Here is a 24253-nt window from a genome sequence, read left to right as displayed (position 1 = left end):
ACCGGCGCGCCGCGGTCGCGCATCGTACCTGCGGGGCGCCCAAGCTTTTCTGCCATTGCCGTCGGCCGGGCGAGGCGACAAAGGGCGGCCGAACCGCGAAGGGACGAGAGTGGACTGGCTGAGCACGCTGGCGGGATTTCTGGTCGGTGCGATCGTCGGACTGACGGGGGTCGGCGGCGGCTCGCTGATGTCGCCGCTGCTGATCCTGATGTTCGGCGTCGCGCCCGCGACCGCGGTCGGCACCGACCTGTGGTTCGCCGCGATCACGAAGGTGGCGGGCGGCGCGATGCACCACCGCCAGGACAATACCGACTGGCAGATCGTGAAGCGGCTGTGCTGGGGCAGCCTGCCCGCGGTCGGGCTGACCCTCTGGTGGCTGTCGGCGCATGGCCGGACCGCGGAGAAGAACGGGCTGATCGTCACCACGCTGGGCGTCGCGCTGCTGCTGTCGGGGCTGGCGACGCCGTTCCGCCGCGCGCTGGCGGCGCGCTTCGCGCGCGCGGACGGGGCCCGGACGCAGGCGTTCCTGCGGTGGCAGCCCGCGCTGACGGTGGCGGCCGGCGCGCTGCTGGGCACGCTCATCACGCTGACGTCGGTCGGCGCGGGCGCGCTGGGGGCGACGCTGCTGCTGCTGCTCTACCCGCTGCGGCTGACCGCGCGGCGGCTGGTGGGGACCGACATCGTCCATGCGGTGCCGGTCGCACTGATCGGCGGGATCGGGCATGCGCTGATCGGCAACATCGACCTGCGGCTGCTGGGTGCGCTGCTGCTGGGGTCGATCCCGGGCGTGCTGCTGGGGGCGCGACTGACCGGCTATCTGCCGGAGCGGTTCGTCACGCCCGCGCTGGCGGTGGTGCTGGTGATCGTCGGCGCGCGGCTATTGCTGTAGCGCGGGCGCCATGCCGGCGGGGGACAGGATCTCGATCCAGTAACCGTCGGGATCGGTGATGAAGGCGATCTCCTTCATCGCGCCGTCCTGCGGCCGCTTCCTGAACGGCACGCCCAGTTCCTCGAACCGCGCGCACGCCGCCGCGACATCGGGAACCGACACGCCCAGATGCCCGAACCCGCGCGGTTCCTCGTTGCCGCTGTGATAGCCGGCGAAACCGGGATCGCTCTCGGTCCCCCAATTGTGCGTCAGCTCCAGCGTGGTTTCGCGCGTGAAGATGAAATGCGCGCGCTCGACCGGATGCTCCGGCACCACCTCGCCGTCCTTCAGATAGGCCAGGAAGTAGAGCGAGAACTTCATCTCCGCGAAGTCCAGCTGCTGGAGCAGCGTCATGCCCAGCACGTCGCGGTAGAAGGCGAGCGACGCGCGCGGATCGCGCACGCGCAGCATCGTCTGGTTCAGCACGAACCCCTCGGTACCGGGAATGCGGGACATGATCGATATCTCCGTGAACGGTCAGGCGAGCGCCAGCCCCACGTCGATATTCCCCCGCGTCGCGTTCGAATAGGGGCAGATGTCGTGCGCCGCGGCGACCAGTCGCTCCGCCGTCGCGGGGTCGATCTCCGGCAGGTCGACGGTCAGCTCCGCGGTCAGCCCGAAGCCGCCGGCGGCGCGCGGCCCGATGCCGATGCTGGCGACGACGGTCGTGTCGTCGGGCACCTTCACCTTCAGCTGCTGGCCCGCGACCTTCAGCGCGCCGATGAAGCAGGCGGAATAGCCCGCGGCGAACATCTGCTCGGGATTGGTGCCGGCCCCGCCGGCGCCCCCCAGCGCGCGCGGGGTCGACAGCGTCACGTCCAGCGCGCCGTCGTCGCTGCGCGCATGGCCTTCGCGGCCGCCCGTGGCGGTGGCGGTGGTGCGATATTTCACGTCGATGGACATCCGGTCGCTCCTCATGATTATCGCAATATCGATTACCGCAATAATATATTCTAGGGCGGTCGGCGAGGCCTTGTAAAGGCTCGTCTTTGTGCGATAGCGCTCGCGAGACGTACCGGAGAATCCGCCTTGGGCAGCACGTTACCGCTGGAAGACCAGTTCTGCTTCTCGCTCTATGCAGCGAACATGGCGGTGGGGCGGACGTACAAGCCCATGCTGGACGCGCTGGGCATCACCTATCCGCAATATCTCGTCCTGCATGCGCTGTGGGAGGAGGATGGACGCACGGTCGGTACGATCGCGCAGCGGCTGACGCTGGAATCCAGTACGGTGACCCCGCTGGTGAAGCGGCTGGAGGCGGCGGGGCTGGTGGAGCGGTCGCGCAACCCGCTGGACGAACGGCAGGTGCAGGTGCGCCTGACCGGAAAGGGCCGCGATATGCGCGACCGCTGCGCCTGCCTGGGCGAGGAACTGATCGCGAAATCGGGCATGACGCTGGAGGAGATCGCGATCCTGAAGAGCCAGGTCGAGACCTTCCGCGTGCGCATCAGCGAGCTGACGCCGACGCTGCGGCCGTAGGCGGGCCGGCGGGCGGGGTGCGGCCCCCGCCCGGAGGTCCGTATCAGCGCGTTTCCATGCGGATGCCGATGCGGAACTGCCGCCCCAGCAGGTCCGAATAGGTGCTGTTGGCTGCCAGCCCGGTTTCCGGCAGCAGCATCGGATCGCGGTTGAACAGGTTCGTCACGTTGACGAAGAACTCCGCCTCGGCGCCGTCGAACCGCACCTTCTGCGTCAGGTTGAGGTCGGCATAGAACACGCCGTCGATCCGGTTCGACTGATAGGTCGGGACGTTGGTCGTCGCGACCGGGCACGTCGTCTGGCACTCGATCCCGCTGGCGGCATATTTGCCCGCGCTCACCCCGCGACCCACCGCGGTGATCGAGAAATCGTCGGTGTCGACCGCGACGCTCGCCCGGTAGATCCACGTCGGCGTCGTGGTCTGCCCGCTGTTGACGCCCACCGAATTGAGCACGATCGACTGCGGCACGCCGCTGTCGAACAGATTGTCGATGTAGCGCGTGGCGATGCCGCGTACCGTCACCGCGCCGTTGGTCTCCCCGAACAGCCGGTCGAGCGGCAGGCGGTAGGAGGCGTCGATATCGACCCCGCGCACCTTCTGGCTCGCCGCGTTGAACGGCTGGCTGCCGATGATGAGATACGGCTGCGCCGGGTTCTGCGTCCGCGACTGATCGATGCTGACCGCGTCGCAGAAGTCGGTATTGCCGAGATAGCAGAGGTTCACGATCTGCTGTGCGCTGAACGTGCTGATCCCGTCGCGCACCTTGATGTCGAAATAGTCGACCGACAGGTTGAACCCCGGCAGGAAGCGCGGCGTCAGCACCGCGCCGACGTTCCACTGGTCGGACTTCTCCGGGCCCAGCCGCGTGTTGCCGGTGGCGAAGCCCGAATAGGAGTAGCCCGACTGCGGCGGCTGACCCGCGGGGATGAAGGCGGGGGCGCGGCCGTCCTGGAACCCGGGGTTGGTCACCGAATCGCTGTTGGCGGCGCCCGCCTGGAACAGGTCGTTCAGGTTGGGCGCGCGGATGTCGCGCGACCGCGTCACGCGCAGGCGGATGTCCTCGATCGGCTGCCAGGTCGCGCCCGCCTTCCATGTCGTGACGTAGCCGGCGGTCGAATAGTCGGTCGCTCGCGCCGCGCCGTTGAACTCCAGCCCGAAGCCGAGCGGGACCGCCGTCTCCAGATACGCTTCCTTGACGTCGTAGCGCCCGACGCTGGCCAGATAATTGCCGACCGACCAGCGGTTCGTCGCGCCGGTGACGTTGCCGCTGGCGTCACGCACCGGAACCGGCTGAAACTCGCTGGGCACGAAGCCGCTGACCTTCTCCTCGCGATATTCCGCGCCCACCGCGATGCTGACGTCGCCCGCCCAGGTGGCGAACGGCGTCAGCGACAGGTTGGCGCCCGCGGTGATCTGTTGCAGCCGCTGCTCGCGGTAGGGATCGCCCAGCACGTACGGGATCGCCGCCGGGTTGGCGACGCCCAGCCCCAGCCGGTTGAGCGGCACGCAGGCGCGATCGTCGTCGGCGGTGCTGGCGTTCAGGTTGACGAGGCACTGGATCGAGCCCGGCGCATAGCCGCCGGCGTTGCCCACCGGCGCGAAGGCGACGCTCGTGGCATTGTTCAGCCGCGTGACGTTCTGGATGTTGCGCAGCTGCTCGCGCGTATCCACGCGGCCGTATTGCGCATAGACGTTCCACGGCGATCGTTTGCCGAACAGGTTCAGATCGCCCTCCGCGCCCACCGCGTAACGCTGCGCCTCGCGCTTGTTGTCGACCGCGCGGAACGGCAGGTCGGCGAAGCTCGTGGCGACGGTGACGCTCGTCACGCCCTGCAACCGCGCGGGTCCCAGCGTATTGTAGAGGAAGGCATTGCAGGTCAGCGGCGCGGCCGCGGCGGTCGCCGCGCCCGAACAGCCGGTGGCGTTCAGCACCGCGCCGGTCGACAGGTTCGGCCCGGCGTTGAAGAAGACGTGCTGGCGGTTGTACGCCCCTTCCGCGAACAGCTCGACCCCGTCCGCCACCTCGAAGCTGACGCGACCGAACACGCCGTAGCGGTCGTCGAGCGGATCGAGCCCGATGCGCCGTCCCGTATCGTTGACGCGCCAGTCGCCTCCGACGGTCCGCGCCGGTGCCGCCGACCCGCTCACCGCGGGAAAGGTCAGCGCGCCATATTGATATTGCAGCGGCTGCCCGCCCGGCCCGAAATAGAGGCCGCGCAGCGCGTTGGGCGTGGTGCCGGCGGAATTGGTGATGATGCCGCCCGGGGTGGAATTGGTCGGCCCGGCGCCGCGCACGAAGATGTACTGCGGGACGCTGGAGTTGGTGGCGGCGTTGTAGGCCGGGTTTTCGAAGCGGAGGAAGCCGATCTGGTTCCAGTCGCGGTCGACCGAGAAGATGCCGTCGCGATGCGCGACCTCCCCGCTCAGCAGGATATGGCCGCGACCACCGGCGAACGAGGTGCCGCCCGCGACCTGGAACGAGTAATTCCCGCCGTCGCCTTCCTCGGTGATGCCGCTGTCGATCGCGACCTTGAGCCCCTGGTACTTCTTGTTCAGGACGAAGTTGACCACGCCGGCGACCGCGTCCGAGCCGTAAGCGGCGGATGCGCCCCCGGTGACGACCTCGACCCGTTCGATCAGTGCCTGCGGCAGCGTATTGATGTCGACCAGCCCGTTGATCGTCGACGGCACCGACCGCCGTCCGTCGAGCAGCACCAGCGTTCGCTCCGGCCCCAGGTTGCGCAGGTTGAGCGCATTGATGCCCGCCTGCCCGCTCGACAGGTTGAGGCGCGAGTTGGACGGCCGGGTCGACCCGGCGAGGGCGGGCAGCTGGTTGACGAAGTCCGCGATGTTGTTCGACGGCGAGCCGTTCTGGATGTCCTCACGGCTGAGCACCGTCAGCGGCGTCGGTGCCTCGAAGCCGCTGCGGACGATGCGCGTGCCGGTCACGACGACGTCGGGGCCCGCCTCGCCGCTGTCGGACGCGGGCTCCGGCGCCTGCGCGGTGGCGGTGTTGCGGGTCGGCGCCGCCTCCTGCGCGGCGGCGGGGAGCGATACGGCCAGCGCCGCCATGCTCGCGAAGCCGGCGAGGAAAGCCTTGCGGCGGTCGAACTGCCTCTCAATCGTCATCATGGCCCCCTAATGGCTCGCTGACCGCGCCGCCGGGGCGCGGCCTTCCGTCGCTCCCGCGCGACGCGATCCCCGCGCCCCGGTCGTTGGATGCCGGCGGTCTGGCGGGTTTCGATGGGCGAAGGTGCCGGGCGGGCGCGGGACGCGTCAAGCGGCGCGGCGCTTCGAACGCTTCGCGAGGCCATAGCCCGCGACTATACGGTGGCGTCCGGCGGTCGCGCCATAGCCGTGCCCTATGCCCGCCGTCCGCCTGCGGTATGGACGGCGGCGGCAGGGCCGTTAGCGTGGACATTCGCCATCCCCACCGGAGTTCGTGTCCGATGTTCGACCGTCGCTCCTTCCTGCTCGGCTCCGCCGCGGTCGTGGCGCTGGCCCCGGCGTGCCGGGCGAAGCCGCAGCGTCCCGCCGGCGTCGCGACGCCGTCGCGCACCGTCGTCGTGGCGGAAGCGTCCGCGCCGATCGAGATCGCGGATGACGAATGGGGCGTGCCGCACATCCGCGCCGCGACGATCCCGGATGCCTTCTTCGGGCAGGGCTATGTCGTCGCGCGCGACCGGCTGTTCCAGATCGACCTGTCGCACCGCCGCGACCTGGGGCGGATGGCGGAGGCGTTCGGGGCGGACTTCGCGCGGCACGACGCCGCGGCGCGCCTGTTCCATTATCGCGGCGACCCGGCGGCGGAACTGGCGCGGGTGCCCGCCGACGTACTGGCCTGCGCGCGCGCCTATTGCGCCGGGATCAACGCCCGCGTCGCGGAGGTGACCGCCGATCCGTCGCTGCTGCCGGCCGAATATGCGATCCTGAACGTGCGCCCGCTGACGTGGGACGTGCGCGATTTCGTGCTGGCGCGCGGCGGGGCGGAGGGAAATGCCGACGACGAGGTGCGCCGCGCGCAGCTCGCCGCGCTGGGGCTGCTGGAGCTGGATGCGATCGTCGCGCCGCTCCGCCCGGCGCACCGCATGACCGTGCCCGACGGGCTGGACGTGACCGCGGTGAGCGAAGCGGATCTGGGCGTGCTGCGGCTGGGGGCGCTGCCGTTCGGGCCGCAGACGCCGACCCGCGAGCCGGGGGAGCCGGACACCCCGCTGGAGCGCGCCAATGCGGGCAGCAACGCCTGGACGATCGCGCCGCAGCGCTCCGCGACGGGCCGTGCGATCCTGGCCAACGATCCGCATCTGGGGATCGGCGGCTTCGCACCGCGCCACGTCGCCCATCTGACCGCGCCGGGGCTGGACGTGATCGGCGGCGGCGCGCCCGGGCTGCCGGGGATCATGCAGGGGCACACCGATCGCTTCGCGTTCGGACGCACCAATTTCCACATCGACCAGTCCGACCTGTTCGTGCTGGAGCTGCACCCCGACGACCCCGAACGCTACCGCCACGGCGGCGGGTGGAAGCGGTTCGACCGCATCGACGTGGCGATCCCGGTCAAGGATGCCGCCCCCGCCGCCGCGACGCTGCGCCATGCGGTGCAGGGGCCGGTGGTCAGCCACGACCCCGCGCGCCGCCGCGCCACGGTGCTGGCGACGATCGGGATGCAGCCGGGCGGCAGCGGCGCGTTCGCGATGATCGCGATCAACCTGGCCGGCGACTGGGCCTCGCTGAAGCAGGCGTTCGTGCTGCATCCGTCGCCGACCAATTTCCATTATGCCGACGTCGCGGGCAACACCGGGTGGCAGGTGATCGGTTTCCAGCCGACGCGAAAGAGGGGCGACGGGCTGCTGCCGGTGCCGGGCGACGGGCGCTACGACTGGACCGGCTACACCGACTTCCGCCGCCTGCCGAGCGAATACAATCCGGCCAAAGGGTGGTTCGCATCGGCCAATCAGAACAATCTGCCCGCCGATTGGCCCGCGGACCGCGTCCCGGCCTATTCGTTCCGCGATCCCTATCGCTACGACCGGATCGCCGCGGTGCTGTCCGCCCAGCCCCGGCACACGTTGGCCGACAGCGTCGCGCTCCAGCACGATACGCTGTCGCTGCCCGCGCAGGCGTTCGTGGCGTTGCTGCCTGCCGGCGCGTCCCCCGCGGCGGACATGCTGCGCGGCTGGAACGCGCGGCTGGACGGCGCCAGCGCGGCGGCGGCGTTGTTCGAGATCGTCTGGCGCGACCTGTCGCGGCGGATGCTGGGCGTGCTGATCCCGCCGCGCGCGCAGGATCTGGTGACAGAGATCGCGCCCGGCGTCCTGGTGGCGGAGGCGCGCAAGCGCCCCGCGCTGGTCGCCGCGTCGCTGGCCGCCGGGTGGGACCGGGCGGGCGCCCTCCTTGGCCCCGATCCTGCGGCGTGGCGGTGGGACGCGCTGCATCAGGTGCGCATCGCGCATCCGCTGTCGCGCATCCCCGCGATCGCCGCCGCCTTCCCGCCGATCGACGGCAAGGGATCGGGCGGGGACGGCTATACGGTGATGGCGCGCTGGCTGGGCAATGGTCCGGGCTGGCGCACCGGGGGCGGGGCGAGCTACCTTCAGGTGATCGACGTCGGGGCGTGGGACCAGTCGCTCATGCTCAACCTGCCCGGCCAGTCCGCCGATCCGAAGAGCCCGCACTACCGCGATCAGTACGATCCGTGGATCGCGGGCCAAATGCACCCGATGCTGTACACGCGCGCCGCGGTCGACGCGCATGTCCGCACCGTCACCACCCTGTCGCCCGGGACCCGCGCATGAAGCCGATGTTCGCTCTCGCCGCGCTGCTCGCCGGCCCCGCGGTCGCGCAGGCGGGCACCACCGTCGATATCGTGATCCGCGGCGGCACCATCTACACCGGGGCCTCCACCGCCCCCGTCACCGGCGACGTGGAGATCGTCGGCGACCGCATCGTCTATGTCGGCCCGACCCGCGATACGCGCGCGAAACAGGTCGTGGACGCGCGCCACCGCATCGTCGCGCCGGGCTTCATCGACGCGCACACCCACCCCGATACCTATATCCGCGCCGCCGATGTACGGCAGCACGTCAACCTGCCCTGGCTGGCGCAGGGGGTGGCGACGATCGTCACCGGGGTCGACGGATACGGCACGCCCGACGTGGCGGCGGACGCACGCAAGCTGACCGCCGGCGGCGTGGGCACCAACATCGTGCCCTTCGTCGGCTTCGGCGCGGTGCGCACGCGCGTGCTGGGACGCGACGACCGTGCGCCGACGCCGGCCGAACTGGCGCGGGAAAAGGCGCTGGTCGCGGGCGCGATGTGCCAGGGGGCGACCGGCTTCTCGACGGGGCTGTTCTACGCCCCGCAAAGCTATGCGAAGACCGAGGAGGTGATCGCGGTCGCCCGCGAGGCGGCGTCGCGCGGCGGCATGTACGACAGCCACCAGCGCGACGAATCCAATTATACGATCGGCCTGATCGCCTCCACGAAGGAGGCGATCCGGATCGGGCGCGAGGCTGGGATGCCGGTGCATATCGCGCACCTGAAGGCGCTGGGCGTCGACGTGCAGGGCATGGCCCCGACGCTGATCGCCACGATCGAGGCGGCGCGCCGCGCGGGGCAGGAGGTGACCGCGGACCAATATCCCTGGCTCGCCTCGGGCAGCAGCGTGGACGCCGCGCTGGTGCCGGGCTGGGCGGTCGACGGCGGCTATGCGAGGATGATCGCGCGGTTCGACGACCCCGCGACGCTGGCAAAGATCAAGGCGGAGATGGCGGAGAACCTGCGCCGCCGCGGGGGCAGGGAATCGATCCTGCTGACCGCGCAGGGGCAGCCGTGGACCGGGCGCACGCTGGGGCAGATGGCGACGCTGTGGAAACTGTCGCCGGTCGATGCCGCGATCCGCATCCTGCGCGTGCCGAACAGGGACCGGACGGACCCCGCAGGGAGCGCGATCGCCAGCTTCAACATGGCGGACCGCGACGTCGACCTCCTCATGCAGCAGCCGTGGGTGGTCACCAGCTCCGACGGGTCGGACGGCCATCCGCGGCAATGGGCGACCTTCCCGAAGAAATACCGGACCTATGTGGTGGAGCGGAAGGTCATCACGCTCGCCGATTTCATCCGCCGCTCGACCGGCGCGACCGCGGACATCTATCGCATCGCGCGGCGCGGGTATCTGCGGCCGGGCTATTTCGCGGATGTCGTGGTGTTCGATCCCGCGCGTTACGCGCCGCGCGCGGACTATGTCCACCCGCGCGTCGCCAGCGCCGGTGTCAGCGCGCTGTTCGTCAACGGAAAGCTGGCGCTGCGTGACGGCGCGGCGACCGGAGCGATGCCGGGGCGGGTGCTGTTGCGCGCGACGCCAAAGGGGTGTTCGTGACGCGCCGCGCGCCCATAATCCCGCTTTATACCCACCGCCGTCACCATGATTGGCGCGTCGACACGGCCCGCCCCTACGCTCCGTGTCATCCTTCCGACACAGGTGCGCGATGATCCCCGGCCCCTACCTCCTCTACCTCGGCCATTCCGATGACGAGATCGGCATCAAGACCTCGCGCGGGCTCGCCGCCTTCCGCCGGGACGATTGCGTCGGGGAGTGGCGGCATGACGATTGCCCGCTGACGCTCGACCTGCCGCGGATGGATGCCGCCGCCGGTCGCGCCGCCGGCGCGCGCACGCTGGTGCTGGGGATCGCCAATGCCGGCGGCACGCTGGGCGCGGACCTGATCGCGGACGCGCTGACCGCGATCGCGAGCGGCATGAACGTCGCGTCGGGGCTCCACCAGCGGCTGCGCGACGAACCGCGGCTGGTCGCCGCCGCCGCGCAGGCGGGGGTGTCGCTGTTCGACGTGCGCGATCCGCCCGCGCACCTGCCCGTCGGCAACGGCCGCGCGCGTGCGGGCAACCGCCTGCTGACGGTCGGCACCGATTGCTCCGTGGGCAAGATGTACGCGACGCTGACCCTGCGCGATGCGTTCCGCGCGCGCGGGCTCGCGGCGGACTTTCGCGCGACGGGGCAGACCGGCATCCTGATCGCCGGCGACGGCGTGCCGCTCGACGCGGTGGTGGCGGACTTCATCTCGGGCGCGATCGAGGTGCTGACGCCGGCGCGCGACGACGACGGCTGGGACCTGATCGAGGGGCAGGGATCGCTGTTCCACCCCAGCTTCGCGGGCGTGTCGACCGGGCTGCTCCACGGGGCGCAGCCGCGCGCGATCGTGCTGTGCCACGATCCGTCGCGCGGCCATATGCGCGGGCTGCCGCATTATGCGCTGCCGGGGCTGGCGGAATGCCTCGCCGCCAACCTTTCGGTCGCGCGGCTGACCAGTCCGGACGTGCAGGCGGTCGGCGTCGCGCTCAACACCGTGAAGCTGGACGAGGCCGCTGCGCGCCGCCTGTGCGCCGAGACGGCCGACGCGCTCGGCCTGCCCTGCACCGATCCGTACCGCTTCGGTGCGGACGCCATCGTCGATTGGACCCTGACGTGCTGCGCACCCTCTCCGCATCCCATGACCGCTTCGCGCTGAACGCGCCGTTCCGCATCGCGCGCGGGGTGAAGACCGCGGCGGATGTGGTGACGGTGAATATCCGCGACGGCGCGCACGTCGGGCGCGGCGAGGGCGTGCCGTATCCGCGCTATGGCGAGACGATCCCCGACGCACTGGCGCAGATCGCCGCGATCGCCGCGCTGGTCGAGGCGGGCGCATCGCGCGCCGACATCGCGACCGTGATGCCCGCAGGCGCGGCGCGCAACGCGGTCGACAATGCGCTGTGGGACGTGGAGGCGCGCGTGGCGGGCCGCGAGGTCGCCGCGCTGGCCGGGGTCGCCGCCGCCGCGCCGGTCGCCTCCGCCATCACGATCGCGATCGACGCGCCCGACGCGATGGCTGCGGTCGCCGCGCGGCACGCGACCGTCCCGCTGCTCAAGGTAAAGGTCAACCGCGAGGATGCCGCGGCGCAGATCGCCGCCGTCCGCGCCGCCGCCCCCGCGCCGCGGCTGATCGTCGACCCGAACGAAAGCTGGACCATCGCCGAGGTCGACGGGCTCGCCGCGTTCCTGCGCGAACAGCGCGTCGACCTGCTCGAACAGCCGCTCCCGGCGGGCGAAGACGGCGCGCTGGCGCAGGTATCGGCGGGGATCGCGATCTGTGCCGACGAATCGCTCCACACGCGTGCCGATCTGGCGGCGCTGCGCGGGCGCTACAGCCATGTGAACGTCAAGCTGGACAAGACCGGCGGGCTCACCGAAGCCCTGGCGCTGGCCGACGATGCGGTCGCGAAGGGGTTCGGGCTGATGGTGGGGTGCATGGTCTGTTCGTCGCTCGGCATCGCGCCGGCGCTGCTGCTGGCAGGGCGGGCGGCGTTCGTCGACCTCGACGGACCGCTGTGGCTGGCGCAGGACCGCGACGGCGGCGTGCGGAATCGCGGCGGCATCCTGCACCCGCCGGCGCGCGGTTTCTGGGGGGCGGCGTGACGGCTGCCCCGGCTCCTTCGTCACCCCGGACCCGTTCCGGGGTCCAGGGACACGCCCGGCATGACGAAATCGCCCGACCATGAACCGCTGGTTCGCGATCCCGCTGTGGCGGCGCGTCGTCGGGGGGCTGATCGTCGGCATCCTGATCGGCGCGCTGTGGCCGGAGGGGGCGGCCGCGATCCGGATCGTCGGCGATCTGTTCGTCCGGCTCATCAAGATGCTGGTCGTGCCCGTCGTCCTCGTCACCATCGCGGCGGGGATCGCGGCACTGGGCGATCCGCGGCGGCTGGGGCCGATCGGCGGGCGCACCGTCGGGCTGTTCGCGCTGACGACGCTGGTCTCGGTCGCGATCGGGATGGCGGCGGGGCTGCTGGTGCGGCCCGGCGCGGGCATCCGGCTGAGCGGAGTGGCGCCGCACGTGCTCGGCGCGCCGGTCCCCCCGTCCGAGCAATTGCTGAACATCGTCCCGGCCAACATCGTCGACGCGCTGGCGCGCGGCGACATGCTGGCGATCATCTTCACCGCGATCCTGCTCGGCATCGGCAGCGTGGTCGCGGGCGAGGCGGGCAGGCCGGTCGTCAACCTGCTCCAGGGCCTCGCCGCGGTGCTGCTCCAGATCGTGCGCATCGTGATGGAAGTCACGCCGTTCGGCGTCGCCGCGCTCATCGCCCATGCGGTGGCGAGCGGGGGCGCGGCGGTCTTCGTCAACGTCGGCTGGCTCGCGCTGTGCGTCGTCGCGGCGTCGCTGGTGCAGATGCTGCTGGTCCATGCCGGGCTGCTGCGGCTGGTGGCGCGGCTGCCGGTGGCGCGCTTCTTTCGCGGCATCGTCGATGCGCTGATCGTCGCCTTCTCGACCGCTTCCTCGTCCGCGACGCTGCCGGTGGCGTTGCGGGTGGCGCAGGACAATCTCGGCATCGCGCGCCCGGTCGCGTCCACCGTGCTGCCGCTGGGCGCCTCGATCGGGAAGGACGGCACCGCGATGTACGTGGGGCTGCTCGGGCAGTTCGCGCTTCAGGCGATGGGGATCGTACCCGACGCGTGGATGCTGGCGGTGATGCTGATGACCGGCGCGCTGGCCGCGTTCGGCACCGCGCCGGTTCCCTCCGCGTCGCTCTTCATGCTGGCCGCGATGCTGTCGGCGGTGGGAGTGGGAGCGGAGCAGACCGCGCTGGTCGTCGGGCTGGTCCTGCCGTTCGACCGCCTGCTCGACATGACCCGCACCGTGCCGTCCGCCTCCGCCAACCTCACCGTCGCGACGCTGGTCGCGCGCGGCGAGGGCGCGCTGGACGAGGCGCGCTTCCGCGGGCGAGTGGCCGAATAGCCGACGCAGCGCTACGGTGAGCCCCATGAACCTGCGCCACATCGAGATTTTCCACGCCGTCTATGTCAACGGATCGGTCAGCGCGGCGGCGCGCGCGCTCAACGTGTCGCAGCCGTCGGTGTCGAAGACGCTGCGCCATGCCGAGACGCTGCTGGGGTTCGAACTGTTCCAGCGCACCGGCGGGCGGCTGGTCCCGACCGAGGATGCGCATGCGCTGTTTTCCGGCGTCGCGGAGATCCAGGACCGGGTGCGCGCGCTGCGCGAGGCGGGGCGCAACCTGCGTGCGGGCGCGGGCGCGACGCTGCGCATCTCCGCGCTGCCAAGTCTGGGGTTGGGGGTGATCCCGCAGGCGGTGGCGCGGTTCCTGAAGAAGCGCCCGGAGGTCCGCTTCGACCTGCAGACCGTCCATCACGACGACCTGCTGCGCAAGCTGTACGAGCGCGAGGCGGACATCGCGATCGCCAACGAGGTGCCGCGCGGCGCGCCGCTGGGGCAGACGTGGCTCGGCGAGGGCGAGCTGGTCGTGCTCCACCGCGAGGCGGACCTGCCCGACCTGCCGCCGCGAACCGAGCTGGCGCGACTGGCGGGGCATCCGTTCATCACGCTGGCCGCGTCGGGACCGATCGGGCGGCTGTTCACCGACGAGCTGGAGCGGCTGGGGCTGGAGCTGGACGAGGTCGCCTCCGCCCGCACCTTCTACATCGCCGCCGCGCTGGTGCGCGCGGGCGTCGGCGTGACCGTGGTCGACAATTTCACCGCCGATGCGACGCTGGCGGGCAGCGGCGCGGAGGAGCTGGCGATGCGCTCGCTCAAGCCGCCGCTGACGTTCGACGTCCACGCCATCCACCTGCTCGACCGACCCCCCAGCGCGCTCGCCGCGGAGTTCCTGGCGGTGGTCGGCGACGTCATCGAGGGACGCTGATGCGCCACATCCTGCTGCCGCTGCTGCTGCTTGCCACCCCCGCCGCGGCGGAGACGGTCGAACAGGCGCTGGCGAGTGCGCCGCCGGGCACGCGCATCGGGCTGCTGGTGGTCGATGCGGACGGTCGCGAACTGGCCGCGGTGCGCGCGGACGAGCGGTTCGTCCCGGCATCGAATACCAAGCTGTTCACCACCGCCGCCGCCTTCGCCACGCTCGACACCGCCGCACCGGACGTGGCGGGCGGTGCCACGGTGCGGCTGGAGGGGCGCGACGTCGTGCTGGCCGGACACGGCGATGCGCGGCTGTCGAGCGCGGCGGACTGCACCGCCGACTGCCTCGCCGAGCTGGCGCGCGCGGTCGTGGCGAGGACGCGCACGGTGCGCGACGTCATCGGCGACGACACCGCCTTTCCCGACGAGCGCTGGCCCGCGGGGATGAGCTGGAACAACATCCCCGGCCGCTACGGCACCGCGATTTCCGCGCTGACGCTCGACGACAATGTCACGACGCTGACCGTCGATGGCGCGGGGAAGGTGAGCGGGGACGGCTATTACCGCATCGACGGCCGCGTCGACGTGACGACCGGGGGCGAACCGTCGCTGGGCTATGCGCGGCTGCCGGGCAGCGACCGGATGACGGTGACGGGCACGATCCCCGCGGGCCATGCGCCGGTGACGCTGACGGTGGGCGTGGACGATCCCGCGCACCGTGCGGCGTGGCGCTTCGTGCGGTTGCTGCGCGCCGCCGGGGTGCGGGTGACGGGTACGGCGCGGGTGCGCCACCGCGCGGTCACACCGGCCGACGATCCGGCGACGCGCGGGCAAGCGCCGGTTGCGCGCGCGCCGGAGCCGGTTCCGCTCGCGCGCCTCACCCCGGGGCCGCTGGCCGAGGATGTGCGCCTCACCAACAAGGTCAGCCAGAACCTGCACGCCGACCTGCTGCTGCGCCGTGTCGGGCGCGTGACGGGCAGCGGTTCGGTCGCGGACGGACAGGCGGTGGTGGCGGCGCTGCTCGACAAGGCCGGTGTGGCGCGTGCGGGTTACGACTTCTCGGACGGGTCGGGGATGTCGAGCTACAACCGCATCTCGCCGCGCAGCGCGGTCGCGCTGCTGCGCTGGGCGGCGACCCAGCCGTGGGGCGCGGCGTGGCGAGAGACGTTGCCGGTCGGCGGGGTCGACGGCACGCTGGCCAGACGCTTCGCGGGCACGCCGCTCGACGGGAAATTGTTCGCCAAGACCGGCACGCTCAACGCCGCGAACGCGCTGTCGGGCTATCTGATCGCGGCGTCGGGGCGCACGCTGACCTTCTCCGCGCTGGCCAACGACATGGCCGACGACGCCTCCGCCACCGCCGCGATCGACCGCGCGCTGCTGGCGATCGCGACGGCGAACTAGGCGTGATCCATTCAGGCTGAAGCACTTCCCCGGCGAAGGCCGGGGCCCAGTTGGGAAGGCTTCGGTGAGGAAGCGAGCGCTCGATCACCAGCGCTGCCCAACTGGACCCCGGCCTACGCGGGACCTTTGCAAAAGGCTACACCGTGCTCCTGCGCAGGCAGGAGCCCGGAGTTGCAGGTCCCATCGGGCGTTGTTCTGCCTGGCCCTGGGCTCCTGCCTGCGCAGGAGCACGGCGTGGGCTCGGTGCTGTTGCACTGTTCTGCAAAGGCCCCGCCTACGCCGGGGAGGCGGTTGTGGCCGGTTCAAGCCGCGTGGATCAAACTCGAAATTGTCTGAGGCTTCGGCTCCGTCACCCCGGACTGGATCCGGGGTCCCGCTTTCCGGCCGGTGACGAGAAGCAGCTGGACCCCGGGTCGAGCCCGGGGTGACGGGTCCGCGCTCAGCGCCGCCGCGCGTCGCGGGCGACCATCGGGCGCAGCCTGACCGCGAGGCAGATCACGGTCGGCCAGAACAATGTATTCACCACGTCGCCGATCGTGTCCGACCAGCGCCAGCTGCCCCAGTGCAGCCGGTCGAGGATCTCGTTCGCCGCCTCCGCCGCGATCACGACGGAGAGCGGGACGAACGTGCCGAGCGAGCGGCGCGTGACGACCCGCGCGATCAGCAGCACCGCCATCCCGGCATGGATGTGCAGGATGGTGTCGGGCAGCCCGGTGCCGTCGCCGATCCACTGGATGAACCGTGCCCAGAGGCCGGGAATGTCCAAGCGCGGCGCCTACTTCTGGCAGGCGACGATGGCGGTGACGACGCTGATCGTCTCCTGCGGATCGCGGACGCGCACGCAATCGACGCCCGCCTCGTGCGCGGGATAGTCGTTGCCGCCGGGGAAGATCGCATCGCCGATGAACAGCATCTCGTCCAGCCCGAACCCGCTCTCCGCCGACAGCTTGCGCAGGCCGTAACCCTTGTCGACGCCCTCGCGCGTGATGTCGATCGAGGTGGCGCCGCCCATGTTGATCGCGAGGCCGGGGAGGCGCTGCCTGAGGTCGGCCTGGATCACCTTGCGCTTGGCGAAATCGGGATCCCAATGCTCCTTCGCCTCGATCGGTGCTTCCTGGCCCAGCGCGGAGAAGGTGATCTGGCTGCCGCGATCCTCGATCCGCTCGCCCCAGGTCTTCTCCGGCACGAACCCGGTCGCCTCCAGCGACTCGCCGAACGCGTCGACGATCTTCTTCTTCTCGCCCTCGTCGAACAGCTCGGCATAGACGGTCGTCCATCGGCCGTCCTGCCACGTATAGAGTTTCGTCCCCGTCGTCGGCATCAGCCACAACCGCGCGCGATCGGCGCGCTCGGGCAGGCGGCTCGCCACCTGCTTGTCGAACTGCGGCCAGTCGCCGCCGGAGATGACCGCGACGTCCGCCACGCCGAGCAGGTCCGCCAGCGTCTCGCCCATGTCGTCCTTCAGCGGCTGCTTGCTCAGCGCCAGCGTGCCATCGAGGTCGAATGCGACGAGCTTCTTCATGCAGGGTCTCCGTGGGGCAGGATCAGGGTGTCGACGGCGTGGGCTACGCCATCTTCGTCGTTGGTGCGAGTGGTGTGGCCGGCCGCCGCCTTCACCGCGTCGGGCGCGTTGCCCATCGCGATGGAAAGGCCGGCGCGGGTCAGCATCGGCAGGTCGTTGGCCTGGTCGCCGATGGCGGCGGTATCGGCCAGGTCGACGCCCAGCGCCTTCGCCAGCGCCGCGATGCCGTCGCCCTTGTTGGCGGTCGTGGCGGTCACGTCGAGGTAATAGGTCTGCGACTGGGCGACGGTCGCGCGGTCGCCGATCGCGGCGTGCACCGTGTCGTAGAGCGCGCGCAGGGCGCCCTCGTCGTCGCTGACGAAGGTGATCTTGTCGGCATGGTCCAGCAGCGCATCCATGTCGGCATGCGTCAGCGGCTCCTGCGCGGAGGAGCGCCGCTCGCTCGCGGTATGCGGGCCGTCCGGGTCGGTCGCATACCATCGATTGTCGGCGAAGATCCATGTGTCGACCGCCGCCCCACGCGCCAGCCGCATCGCGGTGCGCGCCGCGTCCGCGTCGATCGTGGCGTGGTAGGCGACGGTGCCGTCGGCTCGCGCGATCAGCCCGCCGTTGAACGCCGCGACCTCGCCCGTCAGCCCCAGCGGCGCCAGCAGCGGACGCAGCCCCGACATCGGCCGCGCGCTGATGACGGTGAAGCCGATACCGGCCTCGCGCAGGCGCTTCACCGCGGCGATCGTCGCGGGGGTCAGCGCCTTGTCCCGGTTCACCAGCGTGCCGTCGATGTCCGACACCAGCAAGCGGATCGGCATTATTGCGGCATCTCGACATGCCCGCCGAAGCCGAACCTCATCGCCGACAGCGCCTTCTCTCCGAAGGTATGGTCGACGCGGCTGCGATAGCGCGCGAAGAGCGCTGTCGTCAGCACGTTGACGGGCACGGCCTCCTCCATCGCCGCCTCGATCGTCCATTGACCCTCGCCCGAATCGGCGACGTGTCCGCTGAACTGCTCCAGCTTTCCGTCCTTCGCCAGCGCCTGTGCGGTCAGATCCAGCAGCCAGGAGGAGATGACGCTGCCGCGCCGCCACACCTCGGCGATGTCGGCGAGGTTCAGGTCGTAGCGCTCATCCTCCGGCAGATGCTCGGATGCCTTGCCCTTGAGCACGTCGAATCCCTCGGCATAGGCCTGCATCAGCCCGTATTCGATGCCGTTGTGGATCATCTTCACGAAATGCCCGGCACCCGCGGGACCGGCGTGGATATAGCCCTTCTCCGCGCGCGTATCGACCGCGTCGTTGCCGTCGCGACCGGGGGTGCGCGAGATCGTGCCCTCGCCCGGCGCCAGTGCGGCGAAGATCGGGTCGAGCCGGCGCACGACCTCGTCCGGGCCGCCGATCATCATGCAATAGCCGCGATCGAGCCCCCACACCCCGCCCGAGGTGCCGACGTCGACGTAATGGACCTGCCGCTCCGCGAGCATCTTCGCGTGGCGGATGTCGTCCTTGTAGAAGCTGTTGCCGCCGTCGATCACGATCTCGCCCGCGGACGCACCCTCCGCGATCTCCCCGATCATGCCGTCGGTCACCGCGCCGTGCGGCAGCATGATCCACCAGGTCGCGGGGCTGCCCGCCTTCGCGCGCGCATCGTCGACCCCGATCGCGGCGGTGGCGCCGTCCGCCACCAGCTTCGCGACCGCCTCGGCATCGCGATCATAGGCGACGATCTCGTGCCCGGCCTTCATCAGACGGCGCGCCATGTTGCCGCCCATCCGCCCCAGCCCGATCATCACCAGTCGCATCGTCGTCTCCTCGCTCGCCCGCAAAATCCGCGGGGGCATGGCCAAGTTCCGCGGCGCACCATACACCTGATCGCAACGCCTGTATGACAAGCCCGCCATCGTGATCCAGCGCCCGCGCATTCTCGTCGTGTTCGGCACCCGCCCCGAGGCGATCAAGATGGCGCCCGTCGTCGCGGCACTGCGCGCGCGCGGCACGCTGGAGGTACGCGTCGCGGTGACCGCGCAGCACCGCGAGATGCTCGACCAGGTGCTGGCGATCTTCGGCATCGTGCCCGACATCGACCTCGACCTGATGCAGGCGGGCCAGTCGCTCGACGCGCTTGCCGCGCGGATGCTGACCGCGTTCGGCGCGGCGCTGGACGCGGAGCGGCCCGACCGCGTCCTGGTGCACGGCGACACGCTGACGACGATGGTGGCGACGCTGGCGGCCTACTTCCGCCGCGTGCCCGTGGCGCATGTCGAGGCGGGATTGCGCAGCGGCGACCTGCTGTCGCCCTGGCCGGAGGAAGGCAACCGCCGCATCGCGGGCACGATCGCGGACCTGCACTTCGCCCCGACGCCGCAGGCCGCAGCCGCCCTGCGCGCGGAAAATGTGGCGGGCGCGATCCACGTCACCGGCAACACCGTGATCGATGCACTGCTGGCGATGCGCGACCGGCTGGTGCGCGAGCCGGGGCTCGCCGCGGGACTCGACCCGCTCGTCGCGCGCTTTGCGGGGAAGCGCATCGTCGCGGTCACCACGCACCGGCGGGAGAATTGGGGGGAGGGGATGGCCCGCGTCGCCGCCGCGATCGCGCGGGTGGCCGACCGCGGCGACGTCGCGGTCATCTTCCCGGTCCACCCCAACCCGCAGGTGCGCGACGCGATGGCGCCGCTGCGGCGCCACGCGAACGTCGCGCTGGTCGAGCCGCTCGATTATCCGCACTTCGTCCGGCTGATGGCGCTGGCCGACGTCATGCTGACCGATTCGGGCGGCGTGCAGGAAGAGGCGCCGAGCCTGGGCACGCCGGTGCTGGTGATGCGCGACACGACCGAGCGGCCGGAGGGTGTCGCGGCGGGCACCGCGACGCTCGTCGGCACCGATCCCGACGCGATCGTCAACCATATCTTCGCTCTTCTCGACGATGACCGGGCGCATGCCGCCATGGCCCGTGCGCACAATCCCTATGGCGACGGGCAGGCAGCACCACGGATCGCGAGGATCGTCGAGGATGCCCACCGCCGCTGACCAGGAAGCGCCCGCGCTCGGCGCCGTGGTGATGGGGCTGGGCTATATCGGCCTGCCGACCGCCGCGGTGATCGCACGCGCCGGCATCCCCACGCTGGGCGTCGACGTCAATGCGCAGGTCGTCGCCACCGTCGCGGAGGGGCGCGTCCATATCGAGGAAGTCGACCTGCACGGGCTGGTGCAGGGCGTGACCGCGCGCGGGCTGCTGCGCGCCGCGGCCGCGCCGGAGGCGGCGGACACGTTCATCATCGCGGTGCCGACCCCGTTCGATGCCGATCATCGCCCCGACGTCAGCCATGTGCTGGCCGCCGCGCGCACCATCGCGCCGGTGCTGAAGCGCGGCGACCTCGTCATCCTCGAATCCACCTCGCCCGTCGGCACCACCGAGCAGGTCGCGGCGACGATCGCGGCGCTGCGCCCCGACCTGTCGGTCCCGGGACGCGGCACGGGCGCGGCTGACCTGTTCATCGCCTATTGCCCGGAGCGCGTGCTGCCGGGGCGCATCCTGATCGAGCTGATCGACAACGACCGCGTCATCGGCGGCATCACTCCGCGCTGCGCACGCCGCGCCATGGCCTTCTACCGGCGCTTCGTGCGCGGCGAATGCCTGACCACCACCGCGCGGTCGGCGGAAATGGTGAAGCTGGTCGAGAACAGCTACCGCGACGTCAACATCGCCTTCGCCAACGAACTGTCGCTGATCGCGGAGGGAATGGCGATCGACGTGTGGGAGGTGATCCGCCTCGCCAACCGTCACCCGCGCGTGTCGATCCTGCAACCCGGCCCCGGCGTCGGCGGGCATTGCATCGCGGTCGATCCGTGGTTCCTGGTCGCGGGGGACCCGGTCAACAGCCGGCTGATCCGCACCGCGCGCGAGGTGAACGAGGCGAAGACCGACCATGTCATCGGCCGCGCGCTGCGGCTGATCGAGCGGTTGCCCGATACCCGCGTCGCGTGCCTGGGCCTCGCCTTCAAGCCGAACATCGACGATCTGCGCGAAAGCCCGGCGGTGGAGATCGCCGCGGCGCTCGCGCGGCGGTTCGGCGACCGGATCGCGCTGGTGGAGCCGCATGTCGAGGCGCTGCCCGCCGCCTTCGCGGGGACGGGCGCGGCGCTGATCGACCTGGATAGCGCACTGGCGACGTGCGATGCGATGATCGTGCTGGTCGACCACGACGTGTTCCGCTCCGTGCCGCTAGACGAACGGGCGGACAAGCTGGTCTACGATACGCGGGGGCTATGGCCGGATCAGCCGAAGCTGTCGGCGTGGGAAGCGCTGCTGGCGCGCGCGGCCTGACCGCGCCCCTTATCTCCACCGGGCGGCATCCTATCTTGCTGCCATGTCGATGCTTCTCTCCCTCCTCGCGCTGGCCGCGGCGCCGGCGTCCGATCCCGTGGCGGGCACCTGGCGCAATGCCGGCGACACGGTGCGCATCCGCATCGCGCGGTGCCGCGGCGAGCCGGGCGTGTGCGGCACGGTGGTCGCCGCGGACGCCAGGGCGCGCGAGGATGCCGCACGCGGCGGCACCGACCGGCTGATCGGGACCGAATTGCTCCGTGTCGAGCCGCAGGGCGACGGGACATGGGCGGGCAGCGTCTTCGTTCCCGACATCGGGAGCGAGGTGGACGGCACGCTGCAACTGGCGGGGCGCGATACGCTGGTGGTGCAGGGCTGCCTGTTCGCCGGGTTCGGGTGCAAGGAGCAGCGCTGGACCCGCGTCGCCGCGCGATGATGCCGGTCCAGTGATCGTGGCGCAGTGATCCACCTCTCGGTCGCGATCGGCCGGTTCTTCGAGGCGTTGTTCTTCGCCATGCTGAAGGTGGCGGGGACGATCGCGGGCGGCGTGCTGGGGATTGCGCTGGCGGTCGCGATCCTGTTCTGGGTCGCGCGGATGCTGATCGTACGCCGAGGTGGATGAGGGGTGACGGTGATGGGCGCACAGCCGGCGTGGCCGCCGCGATCGACGCCGCGGGTGTTCGTGGACAGGGCCCTGACCGCGGGCGCGCTGCGGCTGGAGGGCGCGCAGGCGCATTACCTGGCGACCGTCATGCGCGCGAAGCCCGGCGATCCGGTCACATTGTTCGACGATACGACCGGCGAGTGGCTGGCGCTGGTCACGCAGGCGGGGCGCCGCGACGTCTCGCTGGACGTGACCGAACGGCTGCGCGCGCGCGAAGCCGTGCCCGACCTGTGGCTGTGCGCCGCGCCGCTCAAGAAGGGGCGCGTCGACTGGCTGGCGGAGAAGGCGTGCGAGCTGGGCGTCGATCGGCTGGTTCCCGTCGTCACCCACCGCACCGTCGTCGACCGGCCCAACACCGACCGCCTGCGCACGCAGATGATCGAGGCGGCGGAGCAATGCGGACGTACCGCGCTGCCGCGGGTGGCGGACGCGGTGAAGCTGCCGCATCTGTTGCGCGACTGGCCGGAGGGGCGCGCCTTGTTCTTCGCCGACGAGACGGGGGGCGAGCCCGCCGCCGCGGCGATGCGCGCGCGGCCGGGGCCGGCGGCGATCCTGATCGGGCCGGAGGGCGGCTTCGACGAGGGCGAGCGCGCCGCGATCCGCGCGCATCCGCAGGCGGTCGGCATCACGCTCGGCCCGCGGATCCTGCGCGCCGAAACCGCGGCGGCGGCGGCCGTTTCGGTGTGGATGGCGGCGGCCGGGGACTGGGGCTGATCCATGCTGGTCGGCACCCCCTAGCGCACCCGTTCATCCGCGAGTAAGGCGCGCGTCATGTCCACGAAGACCGTTTCGAACAGCAACGCAGCGGTCATCGGATCGCGCAACGAGCTCATCGCCCATTTCGCGGGCGGGGAGAAGCCGGCGGACCGCTGGCGCATCGGCACCGAGCATGAAAAGTTCGTCTATGCGACCGCGGACCATCATGCGCCGTCGTGGGACGAGCCGGGCGGTATCCGCGCGCTTCTGCTGGAATTGCAGCAGCATGGCTGGAAGCCGATCGAAGAGGGCGGGAAGATCATCGCGCTGAGCGGGGCGGACGGGTCGGTCAGCCTGGAGCCGGCGGGACAGTTCGAGCTGTCGGGCGCGCCGCTCGACAACCTGCACCAGACCTGCGCCGAGACGGGGCGTCATCTGCAGCAGGTGAAGGCGGCGGGCGAGCGGCTGGGCGTCGGCTTCCTGGGGCTGGGCATGTGGCCCGACAAGCGCCGCGACGAGCTGCCCATCATGCCCAAGGGCCGCTATGCGATCATGCTGCGCCACATGCCGCGCGTCGGCACGATGGGGCTCGACATGATGCTGCGCACCTGCACGATCCAGGTGAACCTGGACTATGCCAGCGAAGCCGACATGGCGCAGAAGTTCCGCGTCGGGCTGGCGCTCCAGCCGCTTGCCACCGCGCTGTTCGCCAATTCGCCGTTCACCGAAGGGAAGCCCAACGGCTTCCTTAGCTATCGCAGCCATATCTGGTCGGACACCGATCCCGCACGCACCGGCATGCTGCCGTTCGTGTTCGAGGACGGCTTCGGCTACGAACGCTATGCCGATTACATGCTCGATGTGCCGATGTACTTCGTCTACCGCGACGGCCGGTATATCGACGCCGCCGGGCTGTCCTTCCGCGACTTCATGAAGGGCGAGCTGTCGGTGCTGCCGGGCGAGCGGCCGACGATCGACGACTGGAACGATCACCTGTCGACCGCCTTCCCGGAGGTGCGGCTCAAGACCTTCCTGGAGATGCGCGGCGCGGACGGCGGGCCGTGGGGCCGCATCTGCGCGCTGCCGGCGTTCTGGGTCGGGCTGCTGTACGATCAGGGCGCGCTGGATGCGGCGTGGGACGTGGTGAAGGGCTGGACGCTCGACGAGCGGCAGGCGCTGCGCGACGCGGTGCCGAAGCTGGGGCTGTCGGCGCCGATCCCGGGCGGCGGGCAGCTGCGCGACATCGCCGGCGCGGTGCTCGACATCGCGCACGCCGGGCTGGCCGCGCGGGCGCGGACCAATGGCGCGGGCGACGACGAGACGGGGTTCCTCGACCCGCTGCGCGAGATCGTGCGGTCGGGAAAGGTGCCGGCGGAGGTGCTGCTGGAGCGCTACCACGGGGCCTGGAACGGCGACGTGTCGAAGGTGTACGACGAAGCGCGGTTCTGAACGAACCTACCGCCGTTCGTGCTGAGGAAGCGCTGGGCTTGTCGAAGCGCCGTCTCGAAGCACCAGCGCGGCGCTGGCCCTTCGA

At 71.0% G+C, this 24253-nt stretch carries 22 protein-coding genes; 15 read left to right on the top strand and 7 right to left on the bottom strand.

What is annotated here, in order from left to right:
• Positions 1-109 precede the first annotated feature (109 nt).
• A complete protein-coding gene (locus tag PGN23_RS01010) occupies positions 110-889 on the top strand; it encodes a sulfite exporter TauE/SafE family protein (RefSeq protein WP_335300971.1) in 780 nt (259 codons plus the stop codon).
• On the opposite strand, the gene gloA is transcribed toward PGN23_RS01010, so the two are convergent.
• The gene (gene gloA / locus PGN23_RS01005; protein ID WP_335300969.1) at positions 878-1384 is read right to left on the bottom strand and encodes a lactoylglutathione lyase; all 507 of its coding nucleotides are present in this window, start codon (positions 1382-1384) and stop codon (positions 878-880) included. The genes PGN23_RS01010 and gloA overlap by 12 nt on opposite strands.
• A gap of 21 nt (positions 1385-1405) precedes the next feature.
• Positions 1406-1831 carry an organic hydroperoxide resistance protein gene (locus PGN23_RS01000; protein ID WP_335300967.1) on the bottom strand — a complete coding sequence of 142 codons (426 nt, stop codon included), beginning with the start codon at positions 1829-1831 and terminating at the stop codon, positions 1406-1408.
• 126 nt (positions 1832-1957) lie between these two features.
• On the opposite strand from PGN23_RS01000, the gene PGN23_RS00995 reads away from it, so the two are divergent.
• Positions 1958-2407, top strand: coding sequence for a MarR family winged helix-turn-helix transcriptional regulator (locus PGN23_RS00995; RefSeq protein WP_335300965.1), 450 nt, complete (start codon positions 1958-1960; stop codon positions 2405-2407).
• A 43-nt stretch (positions 2408-2450) separates the two neighbouring features.
• On the opposite strand, the gene PGN23_RS00990 is transcribed toward PGN23_RS00995, so the two are convergent.
• Positions 2451-5540, bottom strand: a complete 3090-nt coding sequence (locus tag PGN23_RS00990) for a TonB-dependent receptor plug domain-containing protein (protein ID WP_335300964.1) — start codon at positions 5538-5540, stop codon at positions 2451-2453.
• Between the two features lie 317 nt (positions 5541-5857).
• Here PGN23_RS00990 and PGN23_RS00985 point away from each other — a divergent pair, with 317 nt between their 5' ends.
• The 7 genes from PGN23_RS00985 to dacB all read left to right on the top strand — a co-directional run bounded on the left by PGN23_RS00985 (position 5858) and on the right by dacB (position 15517).
• Entirely contained in the window at positions 5858-8203 is a 2346-nt protein-coding gene (locus PGN23_RS00985; protein WP_335300963.1) for a penicillin acylase family protein, read from the top strand.
• Positions 8200-9786, top strand: coding sequence for an N-acyl-D-amino-acid deacylase family protein (locus PGN23_RS00980; protein WP_335300961.1), 1587 nt, complete (start codon positions 8200-8202; stop codon positions 9784-9786). Before PGN23_RS00985 ends, PGN23_RS00980 begins: the two co-directional genes overlap by 4 nt.
• Before the next feature lie 109 nt (positions 9787-9895).
• Positions 9896-10933 carry an N-acetyltransferase DgcN gene (dgcN, locus tag PGN23_RS00975; protein ID WP_335300959.1) on the top strand — a complete coding sequence of 346 codons (1038 nt, stop codon included), beginning with the start codon at positions 9896-9898 and terminating at the stop codon, positions 10931-10933.
• On the top strand, positions 10891-11880 hold the full coding sequence (gene dgcA / locus PGN23_RS00970) for an N-acetyl-D-Glu racemase DgcA (protein ID WP_335300957.1): 990 nt from the start codon (positions 10891-10893) through the stop codon (positions 11878-11880). Before dgcN ends, dgcA begins: the two co-directional genes overlap by 43 nt.
• A 79-nt stretch (positions 11881-11959) precedes the next feature.
• Complete coding sequence (locus PGN23_RS00965; RefSeq protein ID WP_335300955.1) at positions 11960-13201, top strand: dicarboxylate/amino acid:cation symporter; 1242 nt, start codon at positions 11960-11962, stop codon at positions 13199-13201.
• A 25-nt stretch (positions 13202-13226) separates the two neighbouring features.
• Complete coding sequence (locus PGN23_RS00960) at positions 13227-14123, top strand: LysR family transcriptional regulator (protein ID WP_335300953.1); 897 nt, start codon at positions 13227-13229, stop codon at positions 14121-14123.
• Entirely contained in the window at positions 14123-15517 is a 1395-nt protein-coding gene (gene dacB, locus PGN23_RS00955) for a D-alanyl-D-alanine carboxypeptidase/D-alanyl-D-alanine endopeptidase (protein WP_335300951.1), read from the top strand. Before PGN23_RS00960 ends, dacB begins: the two co-directional genes overlap by 1 nt.
• Positions 15518-15956: 439 nt before the next feature.
• Here dacB and PGN23_RS00950 read toward each other — a convergent pair whose 3' ends face one another.
• Genes PGN23_RS00950 through gnd form a run of 4 tightly spaced genes read right to left on the bottom strand, consistent with a single transcriptional unit; the run spans position 15957 to position 18834 of the window.
• A complete protein-coding gene (locus PGN23_RS00950) occupies positions 15957-16283 on the bottom strand; it encodes a hypothetical protein (protein ID WP_335300949.1) in 327 nt (108 codons plus the stop codon).
• Positions 16284-16292: 9 nt separating this feature from the next.
• A complete protein-coding gene (locus PGN23_RS00945; RefSeq protein ID WP_335300947.1) occupies positions 16293-17039 on the bottom strand; it encodes an HAD-IIB family hydrolase in 747 nt (248 codons plus the stop codon).
• Positions 17036-17848 (bottom strand): Cof-type HAD-IIB family hydrolase, encoded by an 813-nt coding sequence (locus PGN23_RS00940; protein WP_335300945.1) that lies wholly within the window; start codon positions 17846-17848, stop codon positions 17036-17038. Before PGN23_RS00940 ends, PGN23_RS00945 begins: the two co-directional genes overlap by 4 nt.
• Positions 17848-18834, bottom strand: coding sequence for a phosphogluconate dehydrogenase (NAD(+)-dependent, decarboxylating) (gnd, locus tag PGN23_RS00935; protein ID WP_335300943.1), 987 nt, complete (start codon positions 18832-18834; stop codon positions 17848-17850). The genes PGN23_RS00940 and gnd overlap by 1 nt, the downstream gene beginning before the upstream one ends.
• 157 nt (positions 18835-18991) lie before the next feature.
• On the opposite strand from gnd, the gene wecB reads away from it, so the two are divergent.
• Genes wecB through PGN23_RS00905 form a run of 6 tightly spaced genes read left to right on the top strand, consistent with a single transcriptional unit; the run spans position 18992 to position 24168 of the window.
• Complete coding sequence (wecB, locus tag PGN23_RS00930) at positions 18992-20062, top strand: non-hydrolyzing UDP-N-acetylglucosamine 2-epimerase (RefSeq protein ID WP_443019734.1); 1071 nt, start codon at positions 18992-18994, stop codon at positions 20060-20062.
• Positions 20046-21359, top strand: a complete 1314-nt coding sequence (wecC, locus tag PGN23_RS00925; RefSeq protein ID WP_335300941.1) for a UDP-N-acetyl-D-mannosamine dehydrogenase — start codon at positions 20046-20048, stop codon at positions 21357-21359. The genes wecB and wecC overlap by 17 nt, the downstream gene beginning before the upstream one ends.
• 43 nt (positions 21360-21402) lie before the next feature.
• On the top strand, positions 21403-21795 hold the full coding sequence (locus PGN23_RS00920; protein ID WP_335300939.1) for a DUF2147 domain-containing protein: 393 nt from the start codon (positions 21403-21405) through the stop codon (positions 21793-21795).
• 24 nt (positions 21796-21819) lie between these two features.
• A complete protein-coding gene (locus PGN23_RS00915) occupies positions 21820-21981 on the top strand; it encodes a hypothetical protein (RefSeq protein ID WP_335300937.1) in 162 nt (53 codons plus the stop codon).
• A gap of 12 nt (positions 21982-21993) precedes the next feature.
• Entirely contained in the window at positions 21994-22737 is a 744-nt protein-coding gene (locus PGN23_RS00910; protein WP_335302044.1) for a 16S rRNA (uracil(1498)-N(3))-methyltransferase, read from the top strand.
• Between the two features lie 57 nt (positions 22738-22794).
• Positions 22795-24168 (top strand): glutamate--cysteine ligase, encoded by a 1374-nt coding sequence (locus PGN23_RS00905; RefSeq protein ID WP_335300935.1) that lies wholly within the window; start codon positions 22795-22797, stop codon positions 24166-24168.
• Positions 24169-24253 lie beyond the last annotated feature (85 nt).

Source organism: Sphingomonas adhaesiva (genome assembly GCF_036946125.1).
Classification (GTDB): domain Bacteria; phylum Pseudomonadota; class Alphaproteobacteria; order Sphingomonadales; family Sphingomonadaceae; genus Sphingomonas; species Sphingomonas adhaesiva_A.
This window is presented reverse-complemented; position numbering and strand designations above follow the sequence as displayed.